The 12,386-nt window shown below is 56.7% G+C and carries 11 protein-coding genes and 2 pseudogenes; 6 read left to right on the forward strand and 7 right to left on the reverse strand.

Annotation, left to right across the window (positions count from 1 at the left end; translation table 11 throughout):
• Window positions 1–49: 49 nt before the first annotated feature.
• The 5 genes and pseudogenes from R0140_RS13475 to R0140_RS13495 form a co-directional block, all read left to right on the forward strand.
• Window positions 50–1,252 carry a multidrug effflux MFS transporter gene (locus R0140_RS13475; RefSeq protein ID WP_032735605.1) on the forward strand — a complete coding sequence of 401 codons (1,203 nt, stop codon included), beginning with the start codon at window positions 50–52 and terminating at the stop codon, window positions 1,250–1,252.
• A 231-nt stretch (window positions 1,253–1,483) separates the two neighbouring features.
• Window positions 1,484–2,044: a recombinase family protein gene (locus tag R0140_RS13480; protein ID WP_046619827.1), complete on the forward strand. Its 561-nt coding sequence runs from the start codon at window positions 1,484–1,486 to the stop codon at window positions 2,042–2,044.
• Window positions 2,028–2,947, forward strand: a pseudogene (locus tag R0140_RS13485) (hypothetical protein). Before R0140_RS13480 ends, R0140_RS13485 begins: the two are co-directional and overlap by 17 nt.
• Window positions 2,880–3,905: an ExeA family protein gene (locus R0140_RS13490; RefSeq protein WP_110184994.1), complete on the forward strand. Its 1,026-nt coding sequence runs from the start codon at window positions 2,880–2,882 to the stop codon at window positions 3,903–3,905. Before R0140_RS13485 ends, R0140_RS13490 begins: the two are co-directional and overlap by 68 nt.
• Window positions 3,906–4,080: 175 nt before the next feature.
• Window positions 4,081–4,278: pseudogene (locus R0140_RS13495) on the forward strand (N-acyl homoserine lactonase family protein); the annotation flags it as partial.
• Window positions 4,279–4,382: 104 nt separating this feature from the next.
• Here R0140_RS13495 and R0140_RS13500 read toward each other — a convergent pair.
• The 7 genes from R0140_RS13500 to R0140_RS13530 all read right to left on the reverse strand — a co-directional run bounded on the left by R0140_RS13500 (window position 4,383) and on the right by R0140_RS13530 (window position 11,087).
• Entirely contained in the window at window positions 4,383–4,811 is a 429-nt protein-coding gene (locus R0140_RS13500) for a cell envelope integrity TolA family protein (RefSeq protein ID WP_016161047.1), read from the reverse strand.
• 111 nt (window positions 4,812–4,922) lie between these two features.
• On the reverse strand, window positions 4,923–6,065 hold the full coding sequence (locus R0140_RS13505; protein WP_016161046.1) for a M20 family metallopeptidase: 1,143 nt from the start codon (window positions 6,063–6,065) through the stop codon (window positions 4,923–4,925).
• Window positions 6,065–6,820, reverse strand: coding sequence for a glutamine amidotransferase (locus tag R0140_RS13510; protein ID WP_008804865.1), 756 nt, complete (start codon window positions 6,818–6,820; stop codon window positions 6,065–6,067). The genes R0140_RS13505 and R0140_RS13510 overlap by 1 nt, the downstream gene beginning before the upstream one ends.
• Before the next feature lie 14 nt (window positions 6,821–6,834).
• Complete coding sequence (locus R0140_RS13515) at window positions 6,835–7,914, reverse strand: phosphotriesterase family protein (RefSeq protein WP_012541711.1); 1,080 nt, start codon at window positions 7,912–7,914, stop codon at window positions 6,835–6,837.
• Between the two features lie 3 nt (window positions 7,915–7,917).
• Window positions 7,918–8,919: an ABC transporter permease gene (locus R0140_RS13520; RefSeq protein ID WP_008804867.1), complete on the reverse strand. Its 1,002-nt coding sequence runs from the start codon at window positions 8,917–8,919 to the stop codon at window positions 7,918–7,920.
• Window positions 8,920–8,937: 18 nt separating this feature from the next.
• Window positions 8,938–9,684 carry an ATP-binding cassette domain-containing protein gene (locus tag R0140_RS13525; protein WP_074186512.1) on the reverse strand — a complete coding sequence of 249 codons (747 nt, stop codon included), beginning with the start codon at window positions 9,682–9,684 and terminating at the stop codon, window positions 8,938–8,940.
• A gap of 380 nt (window positions 9,685–10,064) precedes the next feature.
• On the reverse strand, window positions 10,065–11,087 hold the full coding sequence (locus tag R0140_RS13530; protein WP_004190069.1) for a LacI family DNA-binding transcriptional regulator: 1,023 nt from the start codon (window positions 11,085–11,087) through the stop codon (window positions 10,065–10,067).
• A gap of 345 nt (window positions 11,088–11,432) precedes the next feature.
• On the opposite strand from R0140_RS13530, the gene R0140_RS13535 reads away from it, so the two are divergent.
• Window positions 11,433–12,386 (forward strand): ABC transporter substrate-binding protein, encoded by a 954-nt coding sequence (locus R0140_RS13535; RefSeq protein ID WP_012541714.1) that lies wholly within the window; start codon window positions 11,433–11,435, stop codon window positions 12,384–12,386.

Raw genomic sequence — 12,386 nt, forward strand, 5'->3', positions numbered from 1 at the left:
GGTTATACCTTTAAGGCTTTTTCCGTCATCGAAACATTATCAGGACATTATGAATAAACAAAAAATCTTTTCTCCGTCCAGGCACGCTGCGACATCCGGGGTCTTTTTTATCGTTATTCTCGGTGCATTAATGGCCTTTACTTCACTTTCCACCGATATTTACCTGCCTTCCATGCCGATAATGGCCGCTGAATTACATGGGGATGTGGAGCTGACCATTACCGGTTTTCTGATTGGTTTCTCACTGGCCCAGTTGATCTGGGGCCCAATCAGCGATCGAATCGGACGACGCATGCCATTATTTATCGGTATGGTACTGTTTGTTATTGGGTCAGTTGGGTGTGCGATGGCTTTAACTATGCCGCAAATTGTCTTCTGGCGAGTGTTTCAGGCCTTTGGTGCCTGCACCGGACCGATGCTGGCGAGGGCAATGATCCGCGACCTCTATGTCCGCACCCGGGCGGCGCAGATGCTTTCGACTCTGGTGATCATCAGTGCTATCGCCCCGGTGATTGGTCCGCTGTTGGGTGGACAGATTGTCACCATTGCTTCCTGGCGTGCCGTGTTCTGGCTGTTGATGGCTCTGGGTTCAGGAATGTTTATCGCGCTCTGGTGGTTACCTGAAACGCTACCGGACGAAAAGAGACTGACAACACCACTGAGCAGCGCTTTCGGCAACTATGCTTCGTTACTACAGAATCGCGCATTCATGCGCTATACCCTGTGTGTCAGTTTTTTCTACGTGGCCGCTTACGCTTTCATTGCTGGTTCGCCGTTTGTCTACATCAGCTATTTTCATGTTGACCCGCAGCATTACGGCTGGCTGTTTGGTGTCAATATCATTGGTGTAATGGGGCTTAGCTCCATTAATCGCCGTCTGGTTCAGCACCATCCGTTGCATACGTTGTTACGGGTTGCTGTTCTCGTCGCGGCACTGGCCATGGTCGTGTTGGCTGTTTGCGCAAAAATTCAGACTGGCGGCATGGCGCCAATGGTCGTGACAATTTTTATCTTTTTCTCCATGAACGGTATTGTTGCCGCTGCATCCACGGCGGCAGCGCTTGATAATGTCCCATCCAATATGGCAGGGTCAGCCTCTGCGCTGATTGGTTCGTTGCAATATGGCAGCGGTATTGTGTCATCGCTTTTACTCTCTGCAATGAGCGACGGCACGCCATGGACGATGTCGTGGATCATGATGGTTTTTACGTTGCTAAGCCTGGTGATGGTCATCAAACGCAAAGCGCGCTGATGTATGGATGACCAGCCCTTTTGTTACCTCCGTTGCTTAGGCTGCAATAGAATTGCAGCACTTGCTCAGTGACAATGAAATCCCTCCGGATCATTTTGTGTGTCTGTTTTGGGTACACCCAAAACAGACATCCTGGTGAGACAGTTTTTCTGTCTCATTTGGGTCGTTTTTGTCTCGTCCCGGTGCTACGTTTTCATCATCTAAAGGCTAACGAGACAGTTTTCATTATTTATGGCACTTTACGGTTACGCCTGCGTTTCCACGCACGAGCAGGACCTTACACTCCAGACGCAGACCCTGCGTGCCGCCGGGTGTGAAATCATTCGTTCTGAAAAAGCCAGCGGCAGCAGCCGGGACGGGCGGACAGAACTCAGTCTGTTGCTTGAGTTCCTGCGCCCGGGTGACACGCTGATGGTGACGCGGGTGGATCGCCTGGCGCGCAGCATCCGGGATTTACAGGATATCGTTTACAGCCTGAATCAGCGCGGGATCACCCTCAGGGCCACAGAGCAGCCGGTAGATACCATGAGTGCTGCCGGCAAGGCTTTCCTCGATATGCTGGGTGTGTTCGCGGAATTTGAAACCAACCTGCGCCGGGAGCGTCAGATGGAAGGCATCGCTGCTGCCAAAGCGCGCGGGGTTTACCGTGGCCGCAAACCGTCCATTGATCCTGCTGAGGTGTACCGTCTGTATGTAGACGAGAAAATGGGTGCCACGGCAATTGCCCGCCAGCTGGGTATTGGACGGGCATCAGTCTACCGGGTGCTGGATAACTATGAGCAGCCGGCGTAAATCCATCCCCTCAGACTCCCTGTTGCAACTGCGACAGCGGCTTGATCGTCTTCCGCCCAAAAGTCCCGAACGGGCCGTTCAGATCGCCACTGTCGCTCAGCTGTACGGTGTTTCTGCCACCACGGTTTATCGCTCTCTCCACCGCACACTCCGCCCCCGTACGGCCCACCGGCGGGATCATGGTCGCCCGCGGGTGATGTCCCGCCCGGACCTGGAATATTACTGCGAGCTGATCGCCGCGCTGAAGCTGCGCACCACCAACAAAGCCGGACGCCATCTGTCGACCGGGCGTGCAATCCAGTTGCTTGAAGAGTATGGCGTGGAAACACAACAGGGTCTCGTCAGGGCCCCTGCAGGCGTGCTGAGTGTGCCCACGGTTAACCGCTGGCTCTCACTGTACCGTCTCGACCAGCCCCGCCTGCTGCGGGAACCTCCGGCCACCCGGTTTCAGGCGGAATACAGCAATGACTGCTGGCAGTTTGATATGTCGCCTTCCAACATCCGGTCTCCGGCCCGGTTCCGCTGCACCAATACCGGGCGTTCCGCCAGGGGAAGGCAGCAGAGCGCGCTGACCGTATCCATGCCCTGGCCGCGCAACTGGGCTTGCCCGTCAGTGCTCTCGCCGGGAGTGATATCCGGCTGGTCAGCGAAACCACGGAGACTCAGCATGAACTGCCCCATCAGCCTTTTATTCCCCCGGAGTCTGAATACCAGTACCCCACGGTGATTGCGGCAAAACTGGCCATCGCCGGTGACCTGGCAATTCCTCTGGCCAGAATGTCAGGCGAAGATCGGACGTTTATCGACAGTCTTCTGGCGGAAACCCTCATCCGCAGTGAAGTACTCGCCCGCGTCAGGGCTTATTTCCGTAACAGACAATCAGGAGAAGATCATGCGGGTTGAAGTGATGGAGCATTACGGGCTGACACGGCCCATCGATCAGGCCGGATATTATGAAACGGCGCACCATAAACAGCTGCTGAAGGACATTAAAGGTGCAATACATGAAGGTCGACTCGTCGCGGTCTGCGGTGTGGTCGGGAGCGGTAAAACCGTGACACTGCGACGTTTACAGCAACAGCTGACGGACGAAAATAAAATCATCGTTGCCCGTTCGCTCTCGGTGGAAAAACATACTATACGGCTTGCCACGCTGATCAGCGCCCTGTTTTACGATCTGGCACCGGACAGACAGGTACAGATCCCCAAACAGGGGGAACGACGCGAGCGTGAGCTCCAGGAGCTGGTCAAAAAGGGAAAACGCCCGGTGGCACTGTTCGTTGATGAGGCTCATGACCTGAACGGGAATACTCTGACAGGACTCAAACGGCTGATGGAAGTGGTGGAGGATGGTGGTGGCCGCCTGTCTGTGGTGCTGGCCGGTCACCCGAAGCTGCGCAATGATTTACGTCGCCCGACGATGGAAGAAATTGGCTACCGGACCGATATTTTCACCCTGGACGGGATCGCCGGCAGTCAGCGTGAGTACATCCACTGGCTGCTGAAAACCAGCACCGGTAAGGGAAAGCCTGAAAAGATTCTGACCAGCGATGCCATTGATCTGCTGGCCGCAAAACTCCGCACCCCCCTGCAGGTACAACAGCATTTGGCGCTGGCACTGGAAGGTGGTTACCTGGCGGGTGAAAAGCCGGTTACTGCCGCGCTGGTTGAATCCGTGCTGTCCCGGCAGCTTGACGATCTGGAACCAACCCTGACACGACACGGCTACCGTCTGAAGGATATGGTGGAGCAGTTTGATGCCAAACCCTCTGAAATAAGGGCATTATTCAGTAATCAGCTGGACCCGGCCAGAACGGCAGAACTGCGTGACAGGATGCTGGCAGTGGGTCTGCCAATATAATGGTGCTGATTTGCAGTTATCGTGATTCCGGGGCAATGGAATGCAATCCGGAGAGGATAAATGCGAGCACAGTTGCACTTAATTTGAGCAGGGCGCTATTTTCATTTGCAGTTATCTTGAGCAGAAAAACGGGATAAATGCGAGTCGGGGGGATTTCAAACGCGATTCGCTACAGCTAGCGATTGATGCGGCTTATACCTTAGATCATTACCATGAGAAGGCGCTCCCGGGGCTAATGACGTCTGCTACTGATGTCGCTCAGTCAGTGCGAAAGCTGCGTCAGCTTACCGAGCGATATCATGCGGTATTCATACCCGGCCACGATCCTGAAGAATGGAAAAAAAACAGGCTTGCGCCAGCCTGTTACTATTGAATCATTCCTCGCTGATCGCCAAAAAGCGTCTGTTAAGAAGGGCTGTCAGCTTATCTTGTTCGAAATGGCCCTGGTGATGGCCGGGGCCATTTCTGCCGGCAAGCTCAGGGCTTCACGTCCAGCACGACATGACTGAAGGTTTGATAGGTTTTTTCGTCCGGCGCGGGCGGGATGTTGGCTTTTTTCAGCGCGGACATCACCTGCGCGCAGAATGGCCGATCGCCGCTCTCGACCGTTGGATCCTGCACCGTCCCGTCACGCTGCAGCATAAAGCGCACCGAGCATTTTTGCCCTTGCCAGGAGGCCGGCTGGTCTATGTTAGCGAAGATAGCCGCCTGGATCCGCGCCAGATAGCGTGAGGCATTGGCCTGGGGTGAAGTATCGGAACCCGTTTGATAATCGCGAAGTATCTTATCCACTTCAGCCGATATTTTAGCGTCTTCGGCGCTGTCCGGCGCAGAAGCACCACCCGAGCAGGCGGAAAGAAGTAAAGAGAGGGTGCAAACGAGCACAGCGTTGGTTTTCACGGACATGCTAAGCCTCCTTGCTGGTGGGGATACCGTCGTGTACGAGGCGGTTATCCTCTGTTATTCCGCGAAATTATTCAAACGCTGAATGCATGGCACGCGCTTTCAGTGACAGTGTCACTCATTTTTTACTTTCGTCGCGGGCGGTGATGCCATCCAGTCGCGAATAATGTCACCGTATAGCTGTTCTGCCTCCGCCAGTCGGCTGAGCAGGCAGTACTCGTCGGTTTGATGCGCCATCGACGGCTCGCCGGGGCCGAGAATAATACAGGGCGGATCGCCCAATGCAGGCAGCAGCAGCGAGGCGTCGGTAAAGTAGGGCACCACGCGCGGCGCAATCGGCTCAGCGTGCAGCGGCTGACAGCGTTGGTAAACCTGCTTAATCCACGCGTGATCCTCCCGGCTGAGGACGGCGGGCAGGTCGACCAGCGTGGAGACGGTGACGCTTTCGCCAAGCAGCGTCGTCAAGCGCTCCCGGATAGTGGCGTGCTGTAAATTGGGCGCGCTGCGGATATCGACATCAAAACGCGTGCGGTCCGGTACGGAATTAATATTGAGTCCGCCTTCTATGCGTCCGACGTTGAGGGTGGGTTGCTTCATTAGCGGATGCGGCGCGCCTGGCGAAAAATGCTGAATCTTACCCAACGCATCCGCCGCAAGATAGATAGCATTGATCCCCAGCTCCGGCATCGCGCCGTGGGCGGTTTTCCCCCGCGTTTCGCAGCGTAGCCAGAGCGCGCCTTTATGGCCGATAACCGGATAGTTGGTGGTGGGTTCACCGACGATCAGCGCGCCCACCTCCGGCAACGTTGCGGAGGCGATCAGCGCCCGCGCGCCGTCGCAGCCGGTCTCTTCTCCGCCGGTTATCAGCAATACCGCGCCGCGTCCGGCGAGGATCGCTTCCCGCTGATGAACGCAGGCGACGGCAAACGCCGCTATCGCCGCTTTCATATCGCTGGATCCGCGGCCATAAAGACGCCCGTCTTCCATCTGCGAGCCAAAAGGATCGTACTGCCAGCGGGCATTTCCCAGCGGGACGGTATCCAGATGTCCGGTAAAGGCCAGCGGTTTACCGCTCTTCGCCCCGGGCAGGCTGGCAATAAGATTGCAGCGTCCCTCGCCGAACGACGACAGCGAAACCTCAAAACCGCTCTCGTCAAGCCAGTCGGCGAAGAACCGCATGCAGTCGGCTTCGCTGCCTGGCGGGTTGATGGTGTTAAAGCCCAGCAGCTGCCGGGCGAGCTCAAGGGTCGTGGTCATCAGCGGCGTTCCGTCAGCCAGTCGAGGCAGTTAATCCATAGCTGGCGATAGCCGGGCCATTTGGCAAACTCTTCCGGCAGCCAGTGCGCCGACATGTCGCTGGTCCACACCAGCGAACGACCCTGCTGATATTCGCGAACAGCCAGTAGCGGATGACCGGTACCGGCCACGGTCGCCAGCAGTTTGCCTTCCGGGTGCATTTCAACTTCGTTATAGCCCAGCAGCCACGGCCATTCGCCCGGAATATCGTTAAACAGGGGGTGAGACTCCGTCACTTCGGCATAGCAGCCTTCCGGGGTTTCAATGCGGTCGTCCCAGGCCAGGCAGCGTACCGGCAGCACTTTCTCCACCGCGGTATGGCGGTAGCGCGCGCCGCCGTTGATTCCCTGGAAGCTGTAATAGCCGCCGATCATCATCAGCGCCCCCCCGCCGGCCACGTAATCATGCAGGAGCGTTAAACGGTTGGCGGTTCGGCGGCTCTTCAGCCAGGTGTCCGGATGCAGCAGCAGCGTATTGGCGCCAATGTCCGAGAGAATAATCGCATCCCACTCCTGCAGCGCTTCCAGCGTCAGCGGAAAGTCGGTCGCCGCCGCGTGGGCGGGCATATAGGTAATGGCATAGGGACTGTCGGCGAGCGCGGCCAGAAAGTCCGTTGCGCCGGTGTGCCAGGTGGCGGTGGCAAACTGGTCGAAGCCTTTAACGTGCGTTGACGTGCTGGTCCAGGACTCACCGACCAGTAAGATTTTTTTCTGCATGATGACGTTTCCTTTTATCCGCCAAAGACCCGCTGGGGGTTTCCAATCATTAAGGTTTCAAGTTGTTCGCCGCTGACGCCGTGGCGCCGCAGACGGGGAACAAAATGCTTGAGTATGTAGCCATAACCGTGGCCGCCGTAGCGGGTGAGCATGGTTTTCAGGAAGACGTCCTGCGACAGCAGAATTTGCTGGATGTAGCCGTCGTCAATCAGCTCGCGGATCGCGCGGGCGTTCTCCTCGTCGGAGGGCGACTGCGCCGACTCGTCGGCGTAGTAATAGCTCATGCCAATCATGTCGTATTCGAGAAACGCCCCGCGCTGCGCCAGTTCGCGCTGGTAGCGCTTATCGGCAAAGCTGGGATTCATATGGCACAGCACGGTATGGCGTAAATCGGCGCCTTCCTGCTCGAGAATATCCAGCACCCGATGGCCCAGCCGCTCCCAGCCAGGCAGATGGACCTCGATCGGCACGCCGGTCGCGGCGCTGGCCCGACCCGCAGCGCGCAGGGATTTCTCCTCATCCGGCGTAAAGCGGCTGGAGATACCGATTTCGCCGATAAGTCCTGCGAGCACCTCCGGTTTCTCCTCCGCGCCGCCAAGATCGTAAATCAGCCGTTCGGTCAGCTGTTCGACGCTGCTGATTTTTACCCACTCAGGGTGCGAAGGTTCCAGATAGAGCCCGGTCCCCATAATGATATTCAGACCGGTCAGACGCGCGATGCGCGCCAGCGCTTTCGGATCGCGGCCAATGCCGATATTGGTCGGGTCGACCACCGTTTCTCCGCCAAGGGCGCGAAATTTAGTCAGCTCGTCAATCGCAACGTCGACATCAAACAGCTGACAGTTATCGCGGCTCATCAGCGGGTTAAGCGACAGTTCGCCAAGGTTTTCCATTTTCACCGGCATTTCGGCAAGATGGCGATCGCTGCAGCAGCAGGGCGGTACCCATTTGCCGGAGGCATCCAGCAGAATATGCTCATGCATCAGAGTAACGCCCATTTCGTTAATCGGTAGTGGGCCAAGCACAGTCATTACGTAACCGCTGCTGACGCCAACCGGCAGCGGGGAGGGATGGCGAAAAATTGATCCTTTCATCAGCTATCCTTTTGCCGCGGAGCGCGTCGGGTTGAGAATGCGGGTGTTCAGCCAGATAGCCAGCAGGATAATGGTGCCGGTGGCTATCTGGGTGTAAAACGGCGAAATATGCGACAGGATCAGCCCGTTCTGAATGACCGCAATCGACAGCGCGCCCAGCAGCGTGCCAATAATAGTCCCGAAGCCGCCAAACAGACTGGTGCTGCCTAGCACAACGGCAGCAATGACCTGCAGTTCAAAGCCTTCGCCCTGGTTGGAAGAGCCGCTGCCGAGGCGTGCGGTAATGATCATCCCCGCCAGCGCGGCGGCCATTCCGCTGATGATATAGACCTTCATGGTGACCGCTTTGGTGTTAATGCCGCTGCGCCGCGCGCCTTCGGCGTTGGCGCCGATAGCGGTCACGTAGCGGCCAAAGCGCATATGGTTGAGAACGATATGCCCGATCACCAGTATCATCATGCCGATCAGCGCGGGCATGGGGATACCAACTACCCACGCGCGTCCGATAAAGGTAAACAGGCTGTCAGCCGGTACCGGAATCGAGTAGCCCTGGGTGACCAGCAGCGCGATGCCGCGAACTACGGCCAGGGTGGCGAGCGTGACGATGAACGCCGGAATGCCTTCATAGGCAATAAAGAAGCCGTTGATGGCGCCAACGAATCCGCCGAGCAGCAGGCCGCCGAGGAGTACCACCGGCCACGGCAGCCCCCAGCTATTCAGGGCGATAGCGGAGAGCGCGCCGACCAGCGCCAGGGTGGAGCCTACCGACAGATCGATACCGCCGGTGGTAATGACCAGAGTCATTGCCGTCGCGACGATCAGCAGCGGGGCGCTCTGACGGATAATGTTGAGCCAGTTGGTGCCGGTGAGAAAGTTGCTGGTGATCAGCGAAAACACCACGCAGCAGAAGACGAAAAAGAGCGCGATGCTGACCACGCCTGAGTGGTTATGCAGCAGGCGGCGCGGCAGCGAATGCTGGATCATGCGGGAGCTGCTTAAGTTCATGATACTCATCCTGTTACCTCAATGTGCTGCCGCAGAGCGGGCGGTGAATTTTTCGCCCACAATCAGGTTAACGATATCGCTCAGGCTGGTGTCGGACACCCGTCTGTCGGCGACGTTAGTACCCTCATACATCACCATGATCCGGTCGCAGACCAGGAACAGGTCCTGCAGGCGGTGGGTAATCAGAATCACGCTCACCCCGCGAGCGGAAACGCGGCGAATGAGCTCCAGAACCGCTTCAACTTCCGCGACGGCCAGCGCGGCGGTGGGTTCATCCATAATCAGCACTTTCGGGTCAAAGGCCGCGGCGCGGGCGATGGCTATAGCCTGGCGCTGGCCGCCGGAGAGATTTCGCACCAGAAGGTGAGTATCCGGAATGGAGATCCCGAGCCCTTTAAGCATCTCTCTGGCATCGGCGTGCATTTTGGCCTCGTCGAGAAAGGGGATGCCGAGGACCGATTTCATCGGCTCACGGCCCATAAACAGATTGCCCGCGACGTCGACCGTGTCGCAGAGCGACAGATCCTGGTAGACCATCTCGATATGGCAACGGCGCGAATCGGCCGGATTCGTAAACTGTTGCTGTTCACCGTCGATACGAATCGTGCCGCTGGAGGGGATCACCGCGCCAGAGAGCACTTTGGTCAGGGTGGATTTCCCCGCACCGTTATCGCCCACTAAGCCCAGCACTTCGCCCGGGGCCAGCTCAAGGTTGACTCCGCGCAATGAGCGTATCGACCCGTAGGTCTTGGTGATATTGATCATCTCTACCCTTGGCGGGGTAGTTTGTGGCTGCTGCATCTGATAACTCCCATCGCTGTGGCCGGGAAAATGTTCGCCATCCTGCGGGAGGGACTCTATCCGACACGGTTTACAATCTAGTAAACCGGTTTACCTGCGGAATAGAGCACTCGCCAGGGCAGTCAGGACAAACGCTATGTAAGATATTTGTTCGCCAGTAAGAACGTTGCAGCATCCGTGCCAGGGCAGGAACCACACAGCAGCCCTGTAACTTAACCTTATGTATTCAATACACTTAATTGAATAAAATCCGGTAAACCGGTTTACTGATTATAGTGAATAAATTGTTAATTGATCGTTTTTTGCGCCAAAAGCGGGCGCTTTTGCGCCATTTTGGGACGGGCTTAACAGATCTTGATCGAGTCGCGGCCAATCCATTCAACCGGCAGGCGGGTTTCCGCAGGGATGTCCGGATCGTCGTTTAGCAGGCGCATCATGATGTTCACCGCGGTACGGCCCAGTTCGCGGGCGGGCTGACGGATAGTGGAGATCCGCGGCTGGGTAAAATCGGCGTAGTTGGCGTCATCGAAGCCGACTAACGAAAGCGCCTCCGGCGCCTGGAGCCCGCTGGCGCGCAAGCCATCGAGCAGGCCGAGCACCAGATAGTCGCTGGCCGCGAAGACGGCGGTGGGGCGAACCGGTTGGCTGAACAGGTACCGCAGCGCCTGCTGGCCAAACTCGCGCTGGTAGTCGCCATACATCACCCATTCGGGCGGCCAGCTAAGGCCCGCTTGCTCCATCGCGGTGCAAAAGCCCTGATAGCGCTCACGGACGCTCATCAGCTTGTCCGGGCCACCGACGAAAGCGATATGGCGATGCCCGGCGGCGATCAGTTTTTCGGTGGCGATCCGCCCGCCCTGGACGTTATCGGCAAACACTTTCGGTACCTTACTGCCGGGAATATCTTCATCCAGCAGGACAATGCGTTCGTGACGCTGGACCTCCTTGCGCAGCAGGCCGTTATCGGGGCGGTTGGTGGTGAACAGCAGACCGTCGACCTGGCAGGTATCCAGCCAGCGAATGAACTGGCACTCTTTTTCCGGGTTGTTGCGGGTGATACACAGCACCAGGCTGTAGCCGCTGGCAGAAGCGGCCTCTTCGGCAGCGTCGGCCAGTTCGGCAAAGAAGGGGTTGGTAATATCGGGAAGCACCAGGCCAAGCGTTTCGCTGCCGCCTTTGCTAAGACGGCGTGCCAGGCTATTGCCGCGATAGTCCAGTTCGCGAATGGCGGTTTCGATGCGGTCGATGGTGTCCTGCGGCAGCACAATACTGTTGTTCATATAGCGCGACAGGGTCGCCTTCGACAGCCCCGCCAGCTTTGCCACATCGGATAACAATACGCGTTTTATACTCATTTCCTGCGCCATTTCTGCCAGAATCGGCTATCTGTAACATAGTTAAGCGCGGTGGATACAGCAATTTCTCTGCGAACAATCACCAAAAATAAATGCTTGACAAATTTTAATCAGCAGAGAATTGTATAGGCAGTTTACCGCATCATCCGGGAAGTCATTCCCAACCCCGTTTAAGTTATTCCAGTCGCGCACCGACACGGACCGGTTGCCGGGATGACATTAAGCAGGTATCCGCCGAACGTTCAATGATTGTTCTGGCGATATAGACGATATTTGCCCGCCAAAAAAATAATCCTTCTGCGTTCGCATGCGGCGCGGAACTCTGCTGGCTATCAACTATTCCCGACGAGGATACTGATGATGTTATTTCACACCGGAAAACTGCGTTTACTTGCTGTCGCCACGACCATGCTGGCATCAATGAGTTTTATTTCTGCCGCCAGCGCTGCCGGTCCGACTTATGCGCTGGTACAAATCAACCAACAGGCGCTGTTCTTTAATCTGATGAATAAAGGCGCACAGGATGCGGCCAAAGCCAGTGGCAAGGATTTAGTTATTTTTAACTCTAACGATAATCCCGTGGCGCAAAACGACGCGATAGAAAACTATATTCAGCAAGGCGTTAAAGGCATTCTGGTTGCTGCTATCGACGTTAACGGGATCATGCCAGCGGTTAAAGAAGCCGCCGCCGCAAACATTCCGGTGATTGCGATTGATGCCGTATTACCGGCCGGGCCACAGGCAGCTCAGGTCGGCGTTGATAATATTGAAGGCGGCAGAATTATCGGTCAATACTTTGTGGACTACGTGCAGAAAGAGATGGGCGGCCAGGCGCGACTGGGTATTGTCGGTGCGCTGAATTCGGCCATTCAGAACCAGCGGCAGAAAGGGTTCGAAGAGACGCTGAAAAGCAATCCGAAGATTACTATCGCTAACGTGGTCGACGGGCAGAACGTGCAGGATAAAGCGATGACCGCGGCGGAAAACCTGATCACCGGTAACCCGGATCTGACAGCGATTTATGCCACCGGCGAACCCGCGCTGCTCGGCGCTATCGCCGCCGTAGAAAACCAGGGGCGGCAGAAAGATATTAAAGTCTTTGGCTGGGATCTGACGGCGAAGGCGATTTCCGGTATGGACGGCGGCTACGTCACCGCCGTACTGCAGCAGGACCCGGAAAAGATGGGCGCCGAAGCCCTGAATGCGCTGAACAGCATCACGTCGGGTAAAACCGTGCCGAAAACCATTCTGGTTCCGGCGACGGTGGTGACCAAAGCGAACGTCGATTCATACCGTCCGCTGTTTAAGTAG

This window comes from Klebsiella sp. w6, assembly GCF_033100215.1.
Lineage (GTDB): Bacteria > Pseudomonadota > Gammaproteobacteria > Enterobacterales > Enterobacteriaceae > Klebsiella > Klebsiella variicola.